We start from the raw sequence: 22,521 nt of genomic DNA, 5'->3' as shown, positions 1-22,521 counted from the left end.
CCGCATTGAACCCCACGGTGGTCGGCCATGCCGGCCGCGCCCGGCACCATCTGCGCCGGCCGTCCCTGCGCGCGCAGCTCACGACGCTGTACGCCGGCCTGGTTCTGGCCGTCGTCGTCCCGATGCTGCTGTTGGCCGGCTTCCTCTTCGGGAGAGACCAGATCCGCGTTCGGGCCGGGGGCACTGTCCCTCCGCCCGACACGGCCACCCAGCAGATCGATGCCGCGCTCGCGATCACCGCGATCATCGTCGTGGTCCTCACCGTGCTGACCGCGTGGTGTTTGGCCGGGCGCTTCCTCCGCCCGCTGCGCGCCATGACCATGACCGCCCAGGAGATCTCAGCCACCAACCTCAACCGGCGGCTCGGCCTGCACGGCCCGGACGACGAGCTGACCAAGCTGGGGCGCACCCTCGACGACTTGTTCGAGCGGCTGGACTCCTCGTTCGCGGCGCAGCGCCACTTCGTGGCCAACGCCTCGCATGAACTGCGCACCCCGCTGGCCGGTCAGCGTGCCGTCCTACAGGTCGCGCTCGCCGACCCCGAGGCGAGCGAGGCCAGCCTGCGAGCCGCGTGCGAGGAAGCTCTCGGTCTCGGAGAACGACAGGAACGTTTGATCGACGCCCTGCTCACGCTGGCGAAAGGGCAGAAGGGCATCGAGCAGTGGGAAGTAGTCGACCTGGCTGATGTCACCAAGGGGGTGATGCTGTCGCGCCGTGCGGAGGCCACCCGGCGAACCATCACGGTCCAGGCATCGTTGGACCCGGCACCGATCAGCGGTGACCCTGACCTGATCGCAAGCATGATCGGCAACCTGGTCGACAACGCGCTCCGCCACAACGTTCCTGACGGACACGTCACCATCGCCACCGAACTCACGGATGGTTGCGCCCGCCTATCAGTCGGCAACACCGGCCCAACCATCCGATCGCAGGATCTACGACGGCTTTTCCAACCGTTCCAGCGACTCGGTACCCAACGAACCCACACCGCCGACGGCCACGGGCTAGGCCTGGTCATCGTGCAGGCCGTCGCCGAAGCACACGGCGCGCAGCTGACGGCCCACCCACGCACCGAGGGCGGCTTGGACGTGACAATACTGTTCGACTGATTCCACCCGGCCGACGCCTCCTGCCCCTCACGGCCGGGGGGACGACCCCGCTGCGCAGGGCGTCGACGTCCACCACAACGCTCGGCGCCTCTCAAGGCGATGAGCCGTGGTCGGTGGGGATCCGCAGGTCAAGACGTTCCGCTTGCATCGTTTTGCGGGCTGGCCGGGACCGCGAGTAGGCCTCGCAGCCCCTCGGCGTAGCTGGCTGCATCGAGCTTGAGCAGTGCTCTTTGGACGATGAACCCGTGGATGGCGCCAAGCAAGACATTGGCCAGGTGCTCCGGTGCCACTTGGCCGGAGGTGAGGCCGCGATGCCGGTGGGCTTCGACGAGCTGGACGAACCATTGCCTGACGGGGGCGATGGCCTCGGCGAAGAGCGAGGCCATCGCCGGATTTCGTAGGGCCTCCCCCCAGATCTGGATCGCGAGCCGTGGCGTGCCCTCGTGGTCGTCCAGCCGTTCGATCGCACGCAGGATCTCGGTGAGCGCCTCCAGCAAAGGGGGTGGCTCGTCAAGGAGCGTATTTTCGAACGCGCCGGTGACCTCAGCCAAGGTGGCCTCCACGATCGCGAGCACGATGGCGTCCTTGCCGGGGAAGTACCGATAGAGGTTGCCGGGCGACATCTGCGCTTCGCGCAAGATGTCCTGCATAGAGGTCGCGTGGAAGCCGTTGGCGAGGAAGCAGCGGCGCGCGGCTGCCAGGACATGCTGACGGCGCGTGTCGGCGGCTGGACTGTGTGAGACGGGCACCCCTCGAGGATGGAATGAACGTTCATTCTTGTCAACCGCGCCCGAGATGTGCTGAAGTGATGCGAACGAACGTTCCTTCGCAAGGATGGTCATGAACGATCCCCACCCCGTGGTCACCACCAAGCCGGGCGCTGTTCAGGGAAGCTGGGACGGGCGCGTCGCGTCCTTCCTCGGCGTGCCCTTCGCGGCCGCCCCCATAGGCGACCTTCGTTTCGCTGCTCCGCAGCCGCATGCCCGGTGGCAAGGCATCCGTCCGGCGACCACCTTCGGCCCTGCCGCTCCGCAGCCACCCGCCAACCCCGCCAGACCCGCGGATGCGATGCAACTGCTCACCGGCTCGCCAACGCTGGCCCAGGCCGAGGACAACTGCCTCACCTTGAACATCTGGACCCCCGGCGTCACCGGCCGGCCCCGGGCCGTCCTGGTATGGATCCACGGCTCCGGCTGGCTCAGCGGCGCCAGCGCCTGGCCCGGCTACCACGGCCGCAACCTGGCCGCCGCCGAGGACATCGTCGTCGTCACGCCGAACTACCGGCTCGGTCCGTTGGGCTTCCTGCGTGTCCCAGGTATCGCCGAAGGCAACATGGGGTTTCTGGATGCGATCTCGGCGCTGCGCTGGGTGCGGGAGAACATCGCCGACTTCGGCGGCGACCCCGACCGCGTCACCGTGGCCGGTCAGTCCGGAGGCGCGGTGACCGCCGTGGCGCTCCTGAGCTCCCCCTCAGCCACAGGCCTCTTCCATCGGATCTTCGCCCAAAGCGGCCCCCTCGGCATCGCGATGCCATCCCCGCACGAAGCCGAACAGGCCGGCGAGGACTACCTGCGTCTCCTGGGCCTGAGCATCACGACAGCCCACCGTTTGCGAGACCTTCCGGCCGAAGAGCTGATCATCGGTTACCAGCGACTCGTCGCCGACAGCGGCCGGCGACGCATCGGCGCCCCGGCCCCGCCGATGCATCCGATTGCCGGCGCCCCAGGGCTGCCCGGGCCTGTTCTGCCCGCCGTCGCCGCCGGCGTCGCCCCTGGCATCGACGTCCTGATCGGCGCCACCGCCGAGGAGATGAACCCGTTCCTGGCCATCGACCCCGCGTCCGCGGCCATTACCCGCGATGCCGTCCTGCAGCTTGTGGAACGCCTGACGCCCGACGCGGCCCCACAGGTCGTCTACGACCACTACGCGGCCCGGCGGCCGGGCGCGTCCGCGTCTCAAGTCCTGGCCGACATCACCACCGATCGCCTGGTCAGGCTACCGGCGCTCCAGGTCGCCGAGGCGCGCGCTCGTCACGGTCATCCTGGCTTCGTCTACCAGGTGGACTGGAGATCGGCCCTCGGTGCCTGCCACACCGTGGACATTCCCATGCTGTTTGACAATCTTCCAGCCTGGTCGGCCTCTCCCATGTTCCGCGATGTCGACCCCGCCGGCGTCGAACCGACCGGCCACACCTTCCGGCGGGCCGTGGCAGCCTTTGTCCGCACCGGAAATCCGAACACCCCGGGCGTCCCGGCATGGGAGGCCTACACCGAGCTTCGCCGCTGCACCATGCGCTTCGACACGTTCGTCACCGCGGCGAACGACCCCGCCTACAGCGAACGCGGCCTCTTGCTTCCGTCTGCTCAACACTCGTCCGGTAGCAAAGACAACTCATGAACACCTCGCGGCCGAGCACCGAGACCGATCGTCTGGGTCCGCTCCCCGATGATCCCGATTCGACAGCCGGACCGGACCCGCCATCTCCCCAAGGTGGGGCTGGCTGTCCTCATCATCGTGCTGCCGCCATCGCGGTTCTGATCTTCAGGTTCTTCACAGGCGCCTCCGTCAGCGATATGGAGCCACATGCCATGCCGCTCGGCATCTGCACATGTCCCCTTCTCGTCACAGGCGGAGTCCTTGCCTCGGTGGAGTCGCGTGAGCAGGTTTCGCCGTTGTAGTCGCTGCGGCGAGCGGTGCGCTCAACTCGGCTGTGCTCAGATCGGCTGGGGTGCCTCTTTCAGCCCCGAAAAGACAGCGGCGATCAGGCGCCGTCCTTGGGCCACGCCGTCGTCGTTGTTCGCGACGCGCCACAGAAAGCTCATAAGCATGATGATGTCGGCGGGGTCGTGCCCGGGAGCGATGGTGCCCTCGGCCACGCAGGCCTCGACGAGCTTGGCCACCGCCGCGGTGGTCGGCGCCCACGAAGCGCTGATCACGTCCTGGGCCGCGGCGCTGTGCAACGCGTCACCGAGGCCGTGCTTGATGCGGATGTAGGCCGACAGAGTCTCGAACCACTCGATGAACGCGTCCTTCGCCGATGGATGGCGCGCCAGCGCCTCGTCGGCGGTGGTGGTCAGGCGTTCGATGTCGTGCTGGTAGGCCGCCAGGAGCAGATCCTCCCGGGTGGGGAAGTGCCGGTAGAGCGTGCCGGCGCCGACGCCGGCACGCTTGGCGACCTCGCTCAGCGGCACGAGCGGGTTGTCCCCGAACAGTTCATGGGCGGCCTCGATGATCGCCACACGGTTACGCGCGGCGGCCTTGCGCTGCGTGCCGTAGGTGCTCGGCGTCTGGTCGGTCATCACCCTATGGTGCCTCCGATGGACTTGCGGACAATCCTCCGCTAGTTTGGTGAGAACTTGCGGAGAATCGTCCGCAAGTTCAAGGCTTACAGGAGACGCCCATGCGTTATGTGAAGCTCGGCACCACCGGCCTGGACGTTTCGCCCATCGCGATCGGTGCGATGACCTACGGCGAGCCCGACCGCGGTCACCCCGTCTGGTCCCTCGGCGAGGAGGATGCGCGCCCGCTGATCAAGCACGCTCTCGACGCGGGCATCAACTTCTTCGACACCGCCAACATGTACTCCAACGGGTCCAGCGAGGAGATCCTCGGCCGCGCACTGCGCGACTTCGCGAACCGCGACGATGTAGTGATCGCGACCAAGCTGCGTCATCCCATGCGCCCCGGGCCGAACGGGAAGGGCCTGTCCCGCAAGGCGATCATGACCGAGGTCGACCACAGCCTGCGACGGTTGGGCACCGACTACATCGACCTTTACCAGGTGCACCGCAACGACCACGCGACGCCGCTGGAGGAGACCCTCGAAACGCTCAGCGATCTGGTCAGAGTCGGCAAGGTGCGCTACCTGGGCGCGTCGTCGATGTTCGCGTGGGAGTTCGCGAAGGCCCTGCACCTGCAGAAGCAGAACGGCTGGGCCCGGTTCGTGTCCGTGCAGGACCACTACAACCTGCTCGCCCGCGAGGAGGAACGCGAAATGATCCCGCTGTGCCTGGACGAGGGCGTCGGCACCATCATCTGGAGCCCACTCGCGCGGGGCCGTCTGGCCCGTGGCTGGGATGAGGCGAACTCCACTGCCCGCTCCGAAACCGATGGTGCCTACGCCGACATGCTCTACTCGCCCGAGCAGGAAGCCTCGAACCACGCCATCATTGATGCGGTCGGCCAGGTCGCTGCCGCCCACGGCGTGAGCCGCGCGTCCATCGCCCTGGCCTGGCTGCATCGCCAGCCGGTCGTCACCGCTCCGCTGGTCGGTGCCGGGTCGATCAAGCAGATCGACGACGCGATCGCGTCGTTGGACGTCGAGCTCACCGATGAGGACGTACGCGCCCTCACCGCACCCTACACACCCCGGTACGACTGGCAGGGCGTCTCGGACGAGGCGGCCATGGATGCGATCCGCGCTCGTGTCCCGGGAATGGCGCTGCGGTGAGCTTGATCGTTCGCTCCGGCGCGGCAGTCCGCTAGCTGGCGAACTGAGCAAGCGTCGCAAGAATGTCGCTGGTCGGTAGCCGTCCGGCTGAGGGAGACGGGCGCTGCGGGAATCGCATGACCTGTTGGGATCGTTGTGACCAGTGTGCTCGCCTGGCGACGGGCACCGTTCCCAGCGACCCGCTGTTCGGCTGTCGTCGTCACTCACCACGCGACGCCTTGCTAACATCCCTTGATCAACCGCTGTGCCTGGAGTGTGCATGACCGACCGTCTCACCACCGCGATGATCAGCAAGGCGGCCGAACGGTTGCGGCCGGTCGTGCGTCGCACCGCGCTGGAGCCGAATCAGCGGCTGTCCGACCTGCTCGGCGGTCAGGTGCTGCTCAAGCGCGAGGACGCGCAGGTCTGCCGCTCCTACAAGGTGCGCGGAGCGTTCAACCTGATCGCCTCGCTCACGGATGAAGAGCGGCGACGTGGTGTGGTCTGCGCGAGCGCGGGCAACCATGGGCAGGGAGTCGCGTTCGCCTGCGCGCGGCTCGGGATCAGCGGGCGCGTGTACGTACCGTCCACCACACCGCGGCAGAAGCGCGAGCGCATCGCGGCGCTCGGCGGTGACCGGGTGGAGGTCGTGGTCGGCGGCGGCACCTACGACGAGGCGAGCACCGCCGCGCACGCCGACAGCGAGCGCACCGGCGCGATGTACGTGCATCCGTTCGACGACATCAGGACGATGGCCGGGCAGGGCACCGTCGGCCTGGAGATCCTGGCGCAGGCCGGGGAGGCACCGCACACCGTGGTCGTACCGGTCGGTGGCGGCGGTCTGATCAGCGGCATCGCCGTCTGGCTCCGCGAGCACTCACCCGCCACCCGCATCATCGGCGCCGAACCCGCCGGAGCGGCCAGCATGCGCGCCGCCCTCGACCACGGCGGGCCCCTCGCCCTGCCCGAGCTGGACACCTTCGTGGACGGCGCCGCCGTCGGAAGAGTGGGAGAGGCCACGTTCCCCCTGATCAAGGACTTGGTGGATGAGGTCGTCGCGGTCGATGAGGGTGCGGTGTGCACCGAGATGCTGGATCTGTACCAGACCGACGGCATCATCGCCGAGCCCGCCGGAGCCCTCGCCGGAGCGGCGGCCCGTGAGCTACTGCCGTACTCCTCCTCCGGAGGGCCGCTGGTCTGCGTGGTGTCGGGCGGCAACAACGACGTCAGCCGGTACGGCGAGGTGTTGGAGCGCTCTCTCGTACACATCGGGCTGCGGCACTACTTCCTGGTGACCTTCCCGCAGCGCCCCGGCGCCCTGCGGCACTTCCTGGACGAGGTGCTGGGCGAGGGCGAGGACATCATCGCCTTCGAGTACGTCAAGAAGAACAACCGCGAGACCGGCCCGGCGCTCGTCGGCATCGAGCTTGAGCGGGCCAGTGATCTCGACAGTCTCCTGTTCCGTATGAAGGCCAGCCCGCTCACGGTGGAGCGCGTCCCGCCTGGCTCGCCGCTATTCACCTTTCTTCTCTGAACGCCTCTTCTCTGAACGCCTCTTCTCTGAACGCCTCTTCTCTGAACGCCTGGACCCCTGGCGGCCAAGCCGGGCTCCTGGCGTCGCGTGAGTAGCGCCGCGACCGTGTGGGAACGATGGCGTCATGGAGTTGTACACCGCCCTACCGTCGGCCGAGTGGCGGGACACCAAGGCGACGCTGCACCGGTTCTGCCAGGTAGTGGGCAAGATCCGGCTCGGTTCGACGGTCCGGCGCAACCACTGGTGGAACGCGCCGTTCCATGTCACCGGGCGAGGGATCACCACCCGTCCGATGGGACAGGCCGACGGCAACCCGATCTTCACGATCGACTTCGACTTCGTCGGCCACCAGCTGCTCCTCACCACGGTGGACGGCCGGGCGGTGTCGTTCGCGCTCCCCGGCCAGTCGGTGGCGTCCTTCTACCAGCACACCATGCGGGCGCTGACGGCCCTGGACGTGCGGGTGGACATCGCCGTGCCGCGGCCGTTCGACCTGCCCGACTCCGACCGGCCGTTCGCCGACGACACCGAGCACACGCACTACGTTCCGGCCGAGGTCACCCGCTACTGGCAGGTCCTCAGCCAGGTGAACCTCCTGCTGGAGGAGTTCGCCGCGGGCTTCTCGGGCAAGATCAGCCCGGTGCACCACTTCTGGCACACCTTCGACATCGCCTGCACCCGCTTCTCCGACCGCACGATCGACCAGCCGCCCGGGGCCGACCCGGTGTCGCGGGAAGCGTACTCGCGGGAGGTGATCAGCTCCGGCTTCTGGTTCGGCGACGACGCCTTCCCGGACCCGGCCTTCTACTCCTACACCGCTCCCGAGCCCAAGGGCCTGGACAACGAACCCCTGGAGCCCGCGGCCGCACGGTGGATCGAGCAGCGAGGTGGCCATCTGGCCGTGCTGCGCCACAACGACGCCCTGGCCGAGGCCGATCCGCGCGCCGCCGTCCTCGCCTTCTACGACAGCGCTTACCAGGCCGGAGCCCGGCGCGCCGGATGGGACATCGCCCGGCTCGCCTGCCCCGGTGGAGTCACCGATCCGGTGCTGAGTGCTGGAACGTGATGGACCGCGCACTGGGCGGGCATCGGGTGCGGAGTATTCAGGGGAACTGATGCCGCCCAACCGCCGGTTCTTACCCGTATCTCGGCTCGACCCGAACATATCCCAACACCCGTAAACGCCACGGCGGCGTGGGTTCGGTGGTGAAAGCCACCGAGCCCACGCCGCCGTGGCGGCGTGCCGATCTAGCTCTGATCTAGCTCGCCAGCGCGAGTTTGACGGTCAAAGCGCCGGTCTTTTCGGCCTTGGGGTCGAAAAGGATGGTGTAGGTGCCCGTGGCGGGCAGAGTCGTCGCGGAGATGGTGCAGTTGCGGCCGCAATAGGCGGTGGAGCCCAATGCGGTGCCGTCGGGCTTCTTCACCGATACCTGCGCGTCGACGGAGCTGCCGAAACTGGAGTTGGTGAAGGTGAAGGTCACCTTCTGGTTGGCGGTGCCGTTGAAGGTCCAGGTTCCGTTCTGGCCCGGGGTCATGGTGGTCAGGGTCGAGGTGGCGCCACCGATGGTGATGCTCACCGGAGAGAGGTCGGCGACCGGGTAGGTCCTCAGCGTCAGCTTGCCGACCTGTTCGTCTCGCGGGTTGAATTCGACGGTGTAGGTGCCTGTGGCCGGCAGAGCCACCGGGTCGAGGAAACAGTTACGGCCACAGTAGGTGGCCGCCACCAGCACGGAGCCGTCAGGCTTCTTCACCGTCACCTGGGCGCCGGTGCTGTTGGCGAAGTTGGCATCAGTGAAGTTGAACGAGACGGTCTGGCCCGAGGTGCCGGAGAGGGACCAGGTTCCGTTCTGGCCCGGCGCCGTCGTCGTGAGGCTGGACGCGGCGCCTCCGACCGTGACGCTGCCGGTCAGGTGAGTCACCGTGTAGAGCTGCGCGGTCAGCTTCCCGACATTCCCATCCTGCGGGTCGAATTCCACCCTGTAGGTACCCGCCACCGGAAGAGCAATCGGTTCCAGGAAGCAGTTGCGACCGCAGTAAGTGGCCGCCACCAGCACGGAGCCGTCAGGCTTCTTCACCGACACCCGAGCACCGGTCGCACCGGCGAAACTCGCTTCTGTGAAGTTGAACGAGACGAGCTGGCCCGAGGTGCCGGAGAAGGACCAGGTTCCGTTCTGGCCCGGCGTCGTCGTCGTGATGCTGGACGCGGCGCCTCCGACGATGACGCTGCCGCTCAGGTGAGTCACCGTGTAGAGCTGCAGGGCCAGCGAACCCGTCTTGGCGTTCTGCGGGTTGAGCTCGACCGTGTAAGTACCGGTCATCGGCAGCACGGTCGGCTCGAGCAGGCAGTTGACGCCGCAGCGGGTGTCGGCGACCAGGTCGGTTCCATCCGGCTTCTTGACCTTGACCTTGATGTCCGAGCTGGAGGTGAACGTCGAACCGGTGAAGTTGAACGACACCTGCTGGCCCTCGGTCCCGGCGAACGTCCACACACCGTGCTGTCCGGCGATCGTGGTCGTCAGCGTGGACGCCGGCCCGCCGACGGTGACCTGCGCCGCCACGTCCTGCGCCACGAGGTTCACCTGGGCGGAGGCCGAGCCGGTGTAGATGCCGGCCGGGTCGACCACCACCTGGTAGGTGCCGTCCGCCGGCAGTACGGTCGCATCGAAGAAACAGGAGGCGGAGCAGGACTTCTTCGGCAGGAAGACCGAGCCGTCCGGTCCGAGCACCGACGCCTGCGCGCTGCTGAACGTTCCGCCCGAGATCGTGATCGAGACCCGCTGCCCGGACTTTCCGGCCAACGACCAGGTCGGGTTCTGCCCCGGCTCGGTGGTGGTCAGCTTGACCGCGGCGCCGCCCGGCGTGAGCGTCCCGGTGACGTCGCCCGCGACGACCTGCGCGGAGATCGAGCCCACGGCCGCCCCGTACGGGTCGGCGACCACCGTGTACGTTCCGGTCTCCGGCAGTGTGGAGGTGTCGAACGCGCACGACGGCTGGCAGTAGGCCGGCTTGAACAGGTCCGTTCCGTCGGGATAGCGCACCGACGCTCGGGCGTACCCGTTGTTGTCCCACGTCCCGCCCGTCAGGACGAACGCGATGCGCTGACCGGCCGTCCCGGCGAACGACCAGGTGGCTTTCTGCCCCGGCCCGGTGGTGGTCAGCTTGACCGGTGCCCCGCCGACGGTCAGGGAGCCGGTGACGTCGCCCGCGACGACCTGCGCGGAGATCGAGCCCACGGCCGCCCCGTACGGGTCGGCGACCACCGTGTAGGTCCCGGTCACCGGCAGCGTGACCGTGTCGAACGTGCACGACGCCTTGCAGTAGGTCGGCTTGAACAGGTCCGTTCCATCCGGGTTGCGCACCGAGGCGCGCGCGTACCCGTTGTTGTCCCACGTCCCGCCCGTCAGGGCGAACGCGATGCGCTGACCGGCCGTCCCGGCGAACGACCAGGTGGCGTTCTGCCCCGGCCCGGCGGTGGTCAGCTCGACCGGTGCCCCGCCGACGGTCAGGGAGCCGGTGACGTCGCCCGCGATCACCCCTGCCGTCATCGGCCCCGGCCGCGCGACGGTCGGATCGACGACGATCGTGTAGGTGCCGTCCGCGGGAAGCGTGACGGTGTTGAAGGCGCAGGCCGTCGAGCAGTAGGTGGAGCCGTACAGCGGCGTTCCGTCCGGTTTGCGGACCGAGGCGTAGGCGGAGCTGGTCAGCCCGCTGACCCCGAACGCGATCCGCTGCCCGGCCTTGCCGGCGAACGACCAGTACGCGTCCTGTCCGGGAACCGTGGTCGTCAGTGTGGAGGGCGCTCCGAGCGCGACCGTCCCGGTGAGGTCGGTCACCTCGAACAGTTGCAGCGCGAGCGAGCCGGTCTTGGCGTCCTTCGGATCCCACACCACCGAGTAGGTGCCGGTGACAGGCAGGGTCTCGGTGTCGATGAAGCAGGTCTTGCCGCAGCTCTGCGACGCCAGGACGGCCCCGTCAGGTCGCTTCACCCGCACGGTGGCGTCGATGCTCGAACTCAGGGTGCCGTCGGTGAACTCGAAGGAGACCTTCTGGCCGGCTGTTCCGGCGAACGTCCAGGTGCCGTACTGGCCCGGCTGGGTGGTCGCCAGCGATACCTTCGGCCCGCCGATCGCCGCGGTCTTGACGACGTCGGGCGCGATCGTGCTCACACTGAGCTTGTAAGCGCCGAACTCGTCCTCGTGCGGTGAGACGCGTAGCCGGTACGCGCCCGCCGCGAGGCTGTCGAGGCGCTTGTCACCGCACAGAGAGTTGGTGGCGACGCTCGCGCCCGCGGCGTTGAACAGCTCCCAGTTGAGCCAGAGCCCCGGGCACTCCTGCGCGTCAACGAAGATCGAACCAGGCTGGCCCAGCGTGAACTGGTACTCGTCGCGCGCGACCTCGGTCTCCAGGTTGCCCGCTCCCGCGGCCGGGACGCCGTCCGAGGCCGTGAACGGCAGCGACACCGTGAACGTCTGTGGTGGCGTGACGTCCAGGTCGAGGTTGACGTTGTCGATTCCGAACGCCTGGTTCGAGATGCCCGCCACCCCGGTGGCCGTGGTCTTGAACTCGATCTGGCTCTTGTTGTGGGTGACCGGCATCGTGATCCGGTACTTGGCCCACGGCAGGCCGGTCGCCAGTTTCCCGGTCGCGACGGGCGTCAGCGTGTTCGGCGTGATCGTGTACGGGGTGCCGCGGTCGGTCTCGACCTGGACCGTCTCGGTGTCGGAGTCGGATGCCCAGTCGCCGACGGCCAGCAGGTCGAAGCTCAGCGTCCCGCTCTTGTGAGACGGTAGCGACTGCGCGTAGAACCGGTACGAATCCGTCCCGCTGAACGGCCCGGCGAACGTGCTCACCGCCGGATCGGTCGACACCCGCGACGGCCGCACGTTCGAGCTGAGCGCCCCCTGGAAGTCGATCGCCAGGTCCCCGTCCTCGTTGACGGCCTGCGCCGTCGGGTCGAGGATGGCTTTCGTCTGCTCGGCGGCGGCCTTCGCGAACGAAGTGTCCGCCGTGAGTGCGATGTCCAGGATGCAGTCGTTGAACTGGAGGCCCGCCGGGACGCCGTTCGCCTCACACTGAGTGGTCGCCAGCTGGACCTGCTCGGGCGTCAGGTCGGCGATCGAGACGATCTTGGCCGGGAACTGCTTGTTCGTGAAGGTCGCGGTGCTCTGGCCCGGACCGTAGGTGAACAGCGACTCGTTGTCGTCGATCCGCCAGGAGTCGGCGAAGCTGCTGTGCAGCACGGTCGGCGAGGCGTTGGCGGGCAGCTGGGTGCCGTCCCGCAGACGCAGGTCGTTCTTCGGGTTGCCGTCGGCGTTGCCGAGCAGGCCCACGAGGTCGCTGTCGGGGGTCGGCGGCATGTAGAGGCTGGCGGCGCCCCTCCTCCAGGACAGGGCAGGGCCGGCCACGCCGTCGAACATGACGGCCCACTTGTCGTCCTTGCGCAGGATGAACGCGTTCTTGCCCAGGTGGAGGAGCTTGCCGGGCTCGAGCGTGCGCTTCTGGTTGTCGATGTACAGGTCGTCCTCGTGGAACTCGACCAGGTGGTCGCCGGCCTCCATCGCGGCGTCGAACATCACCGAAACGTCCCTGCCGCCGCTGGCGGGGCTGAGCCGGCCCTGGATCTCCAGGTTCCACTTGTCGGACTGGGCGAGGATGAACTCGCCGACGGACTGCAGGTCGTAGCCCAGGTTGTCCGGGGTGGTGAAGTGCGGTTCGCCCTTCACCAGACTGCCGTGGTGGGTGAAATACCACCACAGGATGAGGCCGATCAGCGCCACCGCGCCGATCGCCAGCGCCATCTCGATCGTGGCGAAGCCGGCCTCGAGCAGGAACGCCCTGCCCGCCTGGCTGGCGAGGAACAGCTCGATCTCAGCGGTCAGCTCGGCCGCGGCGAGTTCGACGCTGCCATAGGCGCCGATGTCCTCGGCGAGCGTGGTCGGACCGACGGTCCGGATGCCCCTGATCAGCGGCAGAAGGTAGTCCGGGGGCTCCCACTTGAAGTCGTCGTCGTCCTCGTCCACGACCGGGATCTTGGCGGGCGGACTGTTGGGATCCGCCGGGTCCTTCTGTCTCTCGCACTTGCGCTCCTTCTTCACCTCCCGGATGTCCAGGAGGCCGGAGGCCGGCGAGGTGGCCCTGTAGGTGGACAGCTGGAATCCCTGGCCGCCACCGGCGAGCGGGCACGTCTTTCCCTTGCCGTAGACCTGGAACCAGTCCTCGTACCCGCCCCAGCGGTCGAGGACCGACCCGGCGCGGACGCCGTTGACGCCGTTGGCGGCGATCGCCGCGACGTACCGGCCGACCTGGCGTCCCCAGCCCTCATAGTCCGGGTTGCCCTTGACCTTGGCCTCGACCACCTCGGCGAAGCTGGTGCCGACCCGGTCGTAGTAGACGATGTCGGGCCGATCGCGGCCGTTGTTGAGGTACGTCTCCCACTGAACGTTCGGGTTGATGACCGCGCCGGGCTGTGCGGGCGGCGGGACGCCGAGGTGGTCGTTCAGGTACTTGATGGCGCGCGCCTGCCCGATGGCCTCGATGCCGCCGCCGGCGCTGCACTCGTTGGGCTGCTGGTAGATGTAGGTGCCGAGCGCGGGACGGGCGGTCAGGCAGGAGCTGTTGATGCGGCGGCGGGTGGCGTACATGCTGTTGAACACGCAGCGTTTGTCACCTCTGCCGGCGTTCGACCAGTCGTCACTGTTCGGGGGGCAGGGGGCGGCGGCTGCGGTCACCGCCGCCGCTGCCGCTGCCGCCATTCTGGCCGTTAATATGTCGTGGACGGGTCCTAACAATGACGCCACGAGCACGCCCACCATGATTACGCAGAGACGCCGCACGCATTCACCTCGGATAAATGGGACATAAAGATCGCAGCGGGAACGTACACCATGAAGATCGGCTTGCGGCAGATCTGGAATCACCACGTTCCGTGATCGTTGACTATGCTGCGGCTCGGATCCGCTCTTGGGAGGTACCGTGGTCGTCCACCGGTCGTGGGAGATCGCATTCGACGCGCCGGCTGCACGGCCGGTGCGGACGGCTCGGATGGTCGTCGCGGCCCATGGCCTCGATCGGGACGCCGTGCTCGTGCTGGACGCCGACAGCGACGAGTTCGTGACCGTCCCGGGGCTCCCGGCCCACCTCTCCCGCAATACGGTGTCGCTGTCGTCCGACGGGACTCGGCTGGTGTTCCTGGCGCGGCAGGACGACGGCGCCGAACCCATGCGGGTGGTGCTGCACGCGCTCGCCACCGGAGCACGGCAGGAGTTCGTCTCGGACGGTTTCGTACGGGCGGCGCTCTCACCGGACGGCAGCCGGCTCGCCGTCCTGGCCGACCTGTCGAACGGCCCCGGAATCCCCGGCGTGGGCGACGAGATCGCGGGCATCGTGCTGATCGAGACCGCCACCGGCGCCCGGCAGCCGCTCTGGTCGGCCGAGGGCTACTGGCAGGAAGACGCCATCAGCTGGTCCCCGGACGGGCGACTCCTCGCCGCCACCTATCTGACGCTGGACGACGTCATCACCACCATCGTCCTCGACCTTTCCGGCAAGGTGATCGGCGTCCACGAGGATCGGGTCGCCCTACCCGGGGCGCACTCGGTCTGGACGTCCGACCGGGAACTCATCGTCTACCCGGAGCCCGACGACGAGAGCCCCCTCATCGCGATCGACGTCCAGACCGGAAGCGAGCGCCGCTTCACCAGGCGCAACTTCAGCGGCTACCTCGCCATCGCAGGTGGCCGGGTCGTGCGTCCGGGATCTTCGCCAGAGCGGGTCGTCACGACCGACTTGAACGACAGCGACGAGCGTCCCTTCCTGACCTTCCGCCCCGCCGTATCGATCGAGGCCATCGACATCGTCCCGTCCGCCGTAAGGTGACCCGACTTACCGCCACTTCGGCTCCAGAACGCATCGGGTACGCCCGCGCCTCCACCGTCCGCCAGTGCCTGGACACCCAGCTCGACGCGCTCCAGGCCGCCGCTTTCAGGTGGGTGGAGTGGCCAGTGGGAGGACGATGGGCGGCTGGACCTGCTCGTCCCGGCCGCCTGGGTCGGTTTCCACCGCGCCGCGGATGCACAGGGACGGGGACCACGCGACGGAGGACGGCCGGCCGAGTCTGACCACCGTGCCGACCTTGAAGCAGTAGCCCGTGGCCGCGTCCAGGCCGCCGACCGTGAACGTGGTGCTGCCGCTCCCCATCGACAGCACGCGATCACCGGGAGACTGCTGGAGCACCATGGGGAAGTCGCTCTTGCGCTGCTGTTTCCAGGACAGCGTCACGGTCGTGCCGTTGTCGGTCACCAGCCTCAGGTCCTTGGGCCGCTGCGCGTTCATCGCCGCCGCGTCCAGGGTCTTGGCGGGACGGGCGATGGAGGGGCCGGTGGAGGGTAGGGCGCTGGGTGGCGGTGTCGTGGCGGTCGAGGCGGGTCGTTTGGCGGTCGTTGTGGGGTCGGTGCCACCTGCGTCGGCGCCTCCGGTTGTGGCGGACTGGGGCTCCAGGGTGATCCGCGGTGGGGTCGACGGGCGGTCGTTCATGGCGGCGGCGACGCTGGCCGCGCCGATCAGTACGGCCAGGCCGGAGGTACCGGCGATGAACAGGGGGACCTTCTTGCTCCTGCGCCTCGGCTCGGCCGGCGCCTGCGGCTGCGCTGTACCCGGCTGGTGGGAGGACGGGTAGAGCGGACGGGGTGGTCGGGGAAGCGACGCCGAGCGGTCGGGGTCGACGGTCCAGACGAGAGCGCGCGGCACCGACGTCTCAGCGGCCACCGCCGACGACGGCACCGCCGCCACTGGTGGCACCGAGGGGAACGACGGCATCGACGGCGAGCCGGGTCCGGTCTGCGATGGCGTCAGGCGGGAGCTCGGAGCGACCAGTTTGTACGTGGATGGGGCCGCTTGGTGGGCAGTGGGTGGGGCCGACTGGTCGAGGGCCGGTGGGACTGTGTGGGCGAACCGGGTGGCGAGGTCGGCGGCCGTAGGGCGGGAGTCGGGGGACTTGGCCATCGCCTGGTTGACGGCGGACACGAGGTCGGGCGGCAGTCCGGGGGACGCCAGAGGCGGCGGCTCCTCGCTCAGCACGCCGAAGACGAACCGGGCCGAGGTGTCCGGCCCGTCCAGGGCGAACGCGGGCCGCCCGGCGAGCAGTTCGTAAAGCATCGACCCGAGCGAGTAGACGTCCGACGCCGGACTGGCCGAGCGGCCTTCGAGCAGCTCGGGCGGGCTGTGGACGGACACAGACGTCCCATCGGGCAGCTCGGCCAGTGACATCAGCCCGCTCATGCCGAACCCGGTCAGTCTGGGCTCGCCGTGCTCGGGCAGAACCACGTTCTCCGGCCGTACGTCGCCGTGCACGCCGCCCGCCCCGTGCGTGGCCGCGAGCGCGGCGGCCACCGCGCGCGCGACGCGCAGCGCCTCGCCCGGCGGCGCGGGCAGGGTCCGGCCGGGCCGTTCGGCCAGCGTGCAGCCTCCGTGCAGCCCGGTCACCAGGTACGGGCGGCCGTCGGCGGTGGTGCCGATGTCGAGTACCGGGATCACGTTCGGATGGGCCGCGAGTGCGTCGGGGAAGCGAAAGCCGCGCAGCAGCGGCTTGAGCCGGCGCTTGTCCACGCGGCGGCAGGCCAGCGACCGCAGCAGCACCGAGGCGCCGTCGCGGTCGGCCGTCGCGAGGTACGCGCTCCACGGCCCGTCCTGCCCGGCCCGCTCCTGGAGCCGGTAACCACGGACCTTCTCCGTCACCGTCACGCGTTCACTTCCCGGGGCCGGCAGCCGCCAGCCCTCTCCATCACCACTTCCCGGAACATCACCGCTTCCCGGAACATCACCGCTTCCCGGAACCGACACGTCGCCGTCATGCGATCACTGCGGGACCGCCCAGGTCGTCGGTCTCGAACGCCTCGTCCTCGATCATCGGGAACCGGGTCCGCTCGCGGTCCTGCTCCTGGCCTTGGCCGCCACCCCCCATACCCGGCGGGTACATGCCCATCGGCATACCGCCGGTCCCGCCCCGCGCGGCCCCGCCGGCCGTCAGGCCGCCCGCGCCCTGCGCGGCCGTCGTGGCGGTGCCGGTCCCCGAGGGGGCGAGCGGGCCGGTGGAGGGTACGCCCGTGTTCACTCTGTGGGCCAGGTCGGGCGACATGGTGTCCGGGAAGCCGGCCAGGTTCGCCTTGGTGTCGGGCAGGCTCGGGGTCTTGAGATCGCCGGGATTCTTCAGGTCCGGGGTCTGGGGACTCCGCAGGTCGGGGGTCTTCACACCAGCCTGGTCGAGGCCGGGGAGGTTCGGGTTCTGGGCGCCGTTGGGGTCCGGGAGGTTCGTGCTGGGATCGGTCGGGCGCTGGTTCGGGTCGGTCAGGCCGGACGGGTCCCCGACACCGGACGACGTGGGGTCGGTCAGGCCGGACAGGCTGGAGTACGGGCTGCCGAGGCCCGTGTACGGATCCGGGACCCCGCCACCCAGCCGGCCGTTGCCCGTGCCGCCGAGTCCCGGCATCGGGCCGGGGTTGACGCCACCGCCCTGGGGAGGGGCCGCGCGCTGCTCCATCTCGGGGGAGATGTGGTCGTAGACGTCTCCCATGAACCTGTTGAGCTGCTTCAGATGGTGGCGGGCCAGCGCGTGGGCGTTGCCATCGCTGCCGAAGGTGTCGCCTATGTCGTCATCCAGGCCCACGTCGCCGACTTGGGGGACGTTGTCGCGAAAGAACGGCAGCACCTGCTGGCCGTACCAGACGAGCGGGCGCCCGACGGTCTGGGCGCCGTAGTTGACCGCGGCCATGTCCTTCTGGAGCTCGTCGATCTTCTTGAAGATGCCCTCCAGGGTCTCCCCGCCCATGGATCCGGCGAGGCGCTGGGCCTCGTCGTGCAGGTTCTTGATCGATGTCGCGAGCGAGTCGGCGATGGTCACATAGCTGTCGCCGGCCTCCACCACCCTGCCGGGGTCGGTGTGGTTGAGGATGAGGTCGACGATGCCCTCGCTGGAATCGCTGTCGCCGCCCCCGACCGCGGCGATGTCGTCGACCAGCGGGCGGTTGGCCTCTCTGAGCTGGTAGAGGGTGTAGCCGCTCATGTGGCGGCCTTGCGCAAGTTGTCCGCCACGGTGGTGTCGGCGTCCATGGCCGTCTTCACGGTCTGGTCGAGCGTCTCCACGATGGCCTCGTAGACCGAGCAGAGCTGGGTGACGGCGCGCTGTATGTTCTGCTGCGCCTTGTCGGTGGTGGCCCGCAGATCCGCGGCCGCCTGCCAGGTGCCCAGGTGGCGATCGGTCAGCGTGGCGCGGGTGGCGAGGGCCTCCAGGCTCGGCAGGTCACCCATTCCCCGGAGCCGGTCCAGGTCGGCGCGGAGCTTCTCCACGGGCGAGTCGGGACGCGGCTTGCCGGTCTCCGGGTCCACGAAGTCGGCGATCTTGATGAACATCTCCTTCTTCACCGTGCCTGGGTCCACGCGATTCGGGGCGAGCAAGGCGTCACGCTCTTGGGCCGACGGCGCGCCGGGAGGCGCCTGGGACGGGTAGTCGCCGACGCGGTGCCACTCGATGTTCTCGTCGTGGACGTTCGGGTCCGTCGCGGGCCTGGCGAGGTAGTCGGCGTAGTAGTCCTCCGTGGAGTTCGCGTATCCGGCCTCGCCGTTGTTCTGCGGTTCGCGCTCGTCACTCGGGGTGCCGACACCGGGCATGGAGTGCCCGTCCTTGGTGCCGCCTTCATCAGGTTTCGGCATGAACCTCTCCCCCGCACGTCGGTCTGCATGTCCTCTGTATCCCGCGCGGGCCGCACCAGGGCGTCACTTCAAAATATTTTGAACGGAAGCCAGCTTTCCCTGCAAGCACCGATAAATGGTGCAAAATCCCATCCCATGCCCATGTCCTGGAGCGGCACGGCCGCCCTCGCCCTGGTGCTCGCCGTCACGCCCTTCACCGCTGCGGGGGCGAAAGCCGCCGCTCCGCCGTGCACCCCCGAAGCCGGGGTACAGGACGTCAGCGGCAAGCCCTGGCCGCAGGAGCGGCTGCGCTTCCAGCGGGTGTGGCGGCTGACCCGGGGCGAGGGCGTGACCGTCGCAGTGGTCGACAGCGGCGTGGACGCGCGGCACCCGCAGCTCGCCGGGGCGGTCACGACCTCCGAGGACCTGACGGGTACGGACCAGCGCGACTGCGTGGGCCACGGTACGGCCGTGGCGGGCATCATCGCCGGCCGCGACCTCACCTCGCGCGGCGTACCGTTCCTCGGTGTCGCGCCGGGCGCGCGGATCCTGTCGATCAAGCAGACCGAGACGCCGGACGGCGAGGTGTCGCTGCTGGCCCGGGGCATCAGGCGGGCCGCCGAGCTCGGCGCGAAGGTCATCAACGTGTCCGTGGAGGCGCACGACCAGCCGGAGCTCAAGTCGGCCGTCGCGTACGCGCAGAGCATGGACGCGGTGATCGTCGCGGCGGCCGGCAACGTGAAGCGTGAGGACGGCGAGGTGACGCCCTCCTACCCGGCCGACTACCCCGGCGTGATCGCGGTGGGCGCGGCCTCCCCCGACGGCACGAAGTCGGCGTTCTCCAACGGCACCACCAGGGTCTCCGTCACCGCCCCCGGCTCCGGGATCACCAGTACGTGGACGGGCGGCGGCTACCGTACGGACCTCGACGGCACCAGCTTCGCCGCGCCGTACGTGTCGGGGGTCGTGGCGCTGGTCAGGGCCAGGCATCCAGAGCTCGACCTGTGGCAGGTCAAGCGCCGGGTGGAGTTGACGGCCGAGGGCGGCGGCGCCACCGGGACCGGCGCGGGCCTGGTCAACCCGCTGCTCGCCGTCACCGCCGTGCTGCCCGACTCGGTGGAGAAGGCGGGCGGCGGGGTGCCGGTCGTCGTGGCCAAGGCCGTCGCCCCAGACTCGCGTACGCGCGGGCTGGCCGTGGGCATCGCGGGAGGCACGGTCGCGGTGACCGGGCTGGTGATCTTCGTGGCGATCATGCTCCCCAAGGCCAGGCGGCGGGCCTGGCGCGCCGGGTGATCCAACATTTCCAGGAATGTTGAAGTCAGATCGGCCCTCCCGCGCACCGGCTTATGGTGCTCGCGTTGTCCCATGTTCGATACCGGGAGGTGAACCGTGGCGCAGCCGACCACTTATCAGCAGGGCAGTCAGCACGACGCGGCCGCTCGCGCGCTGACCGCGCACGAGCACATCACGCAGATCCACAACAGACTGCTCCAGATCCCCGAGCAGCTCGGCGGCTCGTGGAAGGGCGAGTCGGCGACCGTCTACACGCAGGTTCTCAACGAATGGAACCCGCAGTTCAAGAAGGTCATCGACGCCCTCCACCAGATCGCCGAGAACCTCAAGGGCTCGGGGATCGAGTACGAGGAGGCCAGCACCTCCACCCAGGCCGTCACGAAGAACCTCATGGCCGCGCTCAACGGCGGTGCCGTCAAATGAGCGGGATCGACGTCAGGGAAGGATCTCAATGACCGGTGGCGGAGACATCATCCTCGCCGATTTCGACGAGATGGAAGAGATCGCGGCCGAGCTCGGCCGGGCGTACGCCAACCTCGTCGGCGAGCTGACAGACCTCGAGAACGACCTGAAGATCCTGGAGACCTGGGACGGCTCCGCGAAGGGCGTCTACCTGGAGGCCAAGCGCCAGTGGAACGAGGCCGTGGTGACGATGGGTGACACCATGCAGCGCTTCGGCCCGGCCCTGCACGACGCGACCGAGATCATGCGCGACGCCGAGCAGGCGAACGTCCGGCGCTGGGGCACCTGAGCCGAACGATGGCTGAAGGCGACCACGGGATACCCGCCGAGCTGGTCATCGACCCGGCGGCGGCCGGTGACCAGGCGATGTGCCGGCCGGACGCGCTGCTGGACGTCGCCGGGGCGATGTCGAGGGATCTGCTGCCCCGGCTGGAGTCGGCCGGGCACCGGGTGCCCGACCTGTCGTTCACGGCCGTCGGGGACTGGGATGTGGCACGCGGGTACGCCGAGACCATGCAACGGGCGCGCATGGCCACGGTGGACACGATGGGGTTCGTGACCGAGCTGGTCAGCAGAGTCGTCGAGGACCTGGTCGCCACCGCGAACACCGTCAGGGACGCCGACCAGCGGGCCGGCGAGACCGCTCGCCGTACCGGATCTGCCGGATCTACCGGATAGAGGCGCGCGTGGGAGAACCGAAGCCGATCAAGGAGGGCGCGCTGCCGGCCGGCGCGCCCGAGAGCTACGGCGGGCGCGACTCGATCCGGCGGTTGATCATGAGCACGCGGCCCGAGGAGTTCGGCGGTGTCGCGGACGCCTACCAATCGGCCGGCACGCTCCTTGACCAGACGATCAAGGAGTTGTCCCAATACGCCTCACGTCTCGTCGCCGATGGAAACTGGGGCGGCGAGTCGGCGCGGGCCATGCTCGGGCGGATGGCGCGGGTGCAGTCGTATCTCGGCACGCTGCGGAGCCAGATCGGCGACATCCCGTCATCCGTCCAGCAGGCCAGCCGTGAGCTGGCCACGGCGAAGGAGCAGTTCGAGCCGGCCACCCAGGAGCAGTACGCCACGGTGGACACCGGCTCGTACATCTCCCGGGAACTGAGCAACGACCCGGACGCCGACGCCCGGCGCTTCCTCTCGGATCTGAACGGCCGCTTGAGAGACGCGCACGAGATCCTGCCCGAGCGGCTGCCGTGGGACGCCGACCTGGCCTCCAGCGCGCCGTACCTGCCTACGCCGGTCGTGCGCGACAGCACGCCGACCGGTGGCGGGATCGACTTGGAGTCCACGCGCCCGGTCGCCCGGCTGGCCAGTGTGGATCCGGCGAGGTCACCTATCTCGGCTGCGCCGCAGACCGGGCCGCTCGCCTCGGCGGTCCCTGGAACCGCCGCTCCCCCGATCCTCGGGACGACGCCGGGCCAGGTCCCCGGGCTGATCACGTCAACCGGCGGAACGCCCTCCGTGGCCCAGCTCACCGGGTATCCGCCGACGACCGGGACCCAGCCGACCACGTCCGAGCCGACACGCTCCCTGACCGGCACCCGGCCCGACACCGCACGGAACGACCCCACGCGTACCGGCCCCACGCGTACCGGCCCCACGCGTACCGGCCCCACGCGTACCGACAACCCGCGGACCGACTCCGAGCGGACCGGCGACCCGTACCGGTCCGGCCCCATGCGCTCCGCCCTTGACGTCCTGGACGAGAGCCCCATCGCCGACCAGGCCCGCAGCCCGCTCGGCGGCCTCCCGCGCGAGACCGGCCCGTCCGTACGGCCCGGCGTCGTGCCGGTCGTGGACGGGACATGGCCCGCTACGAATCCCACATCGTCCGGCGGCCCCACAGGGGCGGCCGCCGGTACCGGTGGCATGCCGTTCATGCCGATGGGCGGCGGCCCGGCCGGGTACGAGGGTGCGCCGGTCGCGCACCGGACGGCCCCGCCGCCCCCTGATGAGCCGGGCCTGTTCCGTCCCGCGTACGATCCCGGCCAACCGGTGGTGGACTGA

Annotated in this window: 17 protein-coding genes; 11 read left to right on the top strand and 6 right to left on the bottom strand. The window is 69.2% G+C overall.

The annotated features are described in order from the left end of the window. The first annotated feature begins 5 nt into the window (after positions 1 to 5). The gene (locus ACIBO2_RS04020) at positions 6 to 1,109 is read left to right on the top strand and encodes a sensor histidine kinase (protein WP_397295248.1); all 1,104 of its coding nucleotides are present in this window, start codon (positions 6 to 8) and stop codon (positions 1,107 to 1,109) included. A 128-nt stretch (positions 1,110 to 1,237) separates the two neighbouring features. Here ACIBO2_RS04020 and ACIBO2_RS04015 read toward each other — a convergent pair whose 3' ends face one another. Further along, entirely contained in the window at positions 1,238 to 1,951 is a 714-nt protein-coding gene (locus ACIBO2_RS04015; protein WP_358536671.1) for a TetR/AcrR family transcriptional regulator, read from the bottom strand. Between ACIBO2_RS04015 and ACIBO2_RS04010 the strand changes: the two genes are divergently transcribed. Further along, complete coding sequence (locus ACIBO2_RS04010; protein WP_397295246.1) at positions 1,950 to 3,506, top strand: carboxylesterase/lipase family protein; 1,557 nt, start codon at positions 1,950 to 1,952, stop codon at positions 3,504 to 3,506. The genes ACIBO2_RS04015 and ACIBO2_RS04010 overlap by 2 nt on opposite strands. Positions 3,507 to 3,823: 317 nt before the next feature. Here the strand turns inward: ACIBO2_RS04010 and ACIBO2_RS04005 are convergent, their stop codons facing one another. Continuing rightward, the gene (locus ACIBO2_RS04005) at positions 3,824 to 4,408 is read right to left on the bottom strand and encodes a TetR/AcrR family transcriptional regulator (protein ID WP_358536665.1); all 585 of its coding nucleotides are present in this window, start codon (positions 4,406 to 4,408) and stop codon (positions 3,824 to 3,826) included. A 101-nt stretch (positions 4,409 to 4,509) separates the two neighbouring features. Here ACIBO2_RS04005 and ACIBO2_RS04000 point away from each other — a divergent pair, with 101 nt between their 5' ends. The 3 genes from ACIBO2_RS04000 to ACIBO2_RS03990 all read left to right on the top strand — a co-directional run bounded on the left by ACIBO2_RS04000 (position 4,510) and on the right by ACIBO2_RS03990 (position 8,138). Continuing rightward, a complete protein-coding gene (locus ACIBO2_RS04000) occupies positions 4,510 to 5,559 on the top strand; it encodes an aldo/keto reductase (protein WP_397295243.1) in 1,050 nt (349 codons plus the stop codon). Between the two features lie 259 nt (positions 5,560 to 5,818). Beyond that, positions 5,819 to 7,072 (top strand): threonine ammonia-lyase IlvA, encoded by a 1,254-nt coding sequence (gene ilvA, locus ACIBO2_RS03995; RefSeq protein WP_358536659.1) that lies wholly within the window; start codon positions 5,819 to 5,821, stop codon positions 7,070 to 7,072. Between the two features lie 124 nt (positions 7,073 to 7,196). Further along, positions 7,197 to 8,138, top strand: a complete 942-nt coding sequence (locus tag ACIBO2_RS03990; protein ID WP_397295241.1) for a DUF5996 family protein — start codon at positions 7,197 to 7,199, stop codon at positions 8,136 to 8,138. A gap of 193 nt (positions 8,139 to 8,331) precedes the next feature. Here ACIBO2_RS03990 and ACIBO2_RS03985 read toward each other — a convergent pair whose 3' ends face one another. Next, positions 8,332 to 13,824: a VWD domain-containing protein gene (locus ACIBO2_RS03985; RefSeq protein ID WP_397295239.1), complete on the bottom strand. Its 5,493-nt coding sequence runs from the start codon at positions 13,822 to 13,824 to the stop codon at positions 8,332 to 8,334. 220 nt (positions 13,825 to 14,044) lie between these two features. Here ACIBO2_RS03985 and ACIBO2_RS03980 point away from each other — a divergent pair, with 220 nt between their 5' ends. Then, complete coding sequence (locus ACIBO2_RS03980; protein ID WP_397295237.1) at positions 14,045 to 14,947, top strand: hypothetical protein; 903 nt, start codon at positions 14,045 to 14,047, stop codon at positions 14,945 to 14,947. 105 nt (positions 14,948 to 15,052) lie between these two features. On the opposite strand, the gene ACIBO2_RS03975 is transcribed toward ACIBO2_RS03980, so the two are convergent. The 3 genes from ACIBO2_RS03975 to ACIBO2_RS03965 all read right to left on the bottom strand — a co-directional run bounded on the left by ACIBO2_RS03975 (position 15,053) and on the right by ACIBO2_RS03965 (position 18,775). Next, entirely contained in the window at positions 15,053 to 16,810 is a 1,758-nt protein-coding gene (locus ACIBO2_RS03975; RefSeq protein ID WP_397295235.1) for a serine/threonine protein kinase, read from the bottom strand. 106 nt (positions 16,811 to 16,916) lie between these two features. Further along, positions 16,917 to 18,128: a hypothetical protein gene (locus tag ACIBO2_RS03970; protein ID WP_397295233.1), complete on the bottom strand. Its 1,212-nt coding sequence runs from the start codon at positions 18,126 to 18,128 to the stop codon at positions 16,917 to 16,919. Continuing rightward, positions 18,125 to 18,775 (bottom strand): hypothetical protein, encoded by a 651-nt coding sequence (locus ACIBO2_RS03965; RefSeq protein ID WP_358536642.1) that lies wholly within the window; start codon positions 18,773 to 18,775, stop codon positions 18,125 to 18,127. The genes ACIBO2_RS03970 and ACIBO2_RS03965 overlap by 4 nt, the downstream gene beginning before the upstream one ends. Before the next feature lie 135 nt (positions 18,776 to 18,910). Here ACIBO2_RS03965 and mycP point away from each other — a divergent pair, with 135 nt between their 5' ends. The 5 genes from mycP (at position 18,911) to ACIBO2_RS03940 (ending at position 22,521) form a co-directional block, all read left to right on the top strand. After that, complete coding sequence (gene mycP / locus ACIBO2_RS03960) at positions 18,911 to 20,047, top strand: type VII secretion-associated serine protease mycosin (RefSeq protein ID WP_397295231.1); 1,137 nt, start codon at positions 18,911 to 18,913, stop codon at positions 20,045 to 20,047. Positions 20,048 to 20,143: 96 nt separating this feature from the next. Beyond that, positions 20,144 to 20,470: a WXG100 family type VII secretion target gene (locus tag ACIBO2_RS03955; RefSeq protein ID WP_357647091.1), complete on the top strand. Its 327-nt coding sequence runs from the start codon at positions 20,144 to 20,146 to the stop codon at positions 20,468 to 20,470. Between the two features lie 28 nt (positions 20,471 to 20,498). After that, positions 20,499 to 20,798, top strand: a complete 300-nt coding sequence (locus ACIBO2_RS03950) for a WXG100 family type VII secretion target (protein WP_357647093.1) — start codon at positions 20,499 to 20,501, stop codon at positions 20,796 to 20,798. A gap of 8 nt (positions 20,799 to 20,806) precedes the next feature. Then, a complete protein-coding gene (locus ACIBO2_RS03945) occupies positions 20,807 to 21,187 on the top strand; it encodes a hypothetical protein (RefSeq protein ID WP_358536634.1) in 381 nt (126 codons plus the stop codon). Positions 21,188 to 21,195: 8 nt separating this feature from the next. Then, complete coding sequence (locus ACIBO2_RS03940) at positions 21,196 to 22,521, top strand: hypothetical protein (protein WP_358536632.1); 1,326 nt, start codon at positions 21,196 to 21,198, stop codon at positions 22,519 to 22,521.

Source organism: Nonomuraea sp. NPDC050022, from assembly GCF_044460705.1.
GTDB lineage: Bacteria > Actinomycetota > Actinomycetes > Streptosporangiales > Streptosporangiaceae > Nonomuraea.
This window is presented reverse-complemented; position numbering and strand designations above follow the sequence as displayed.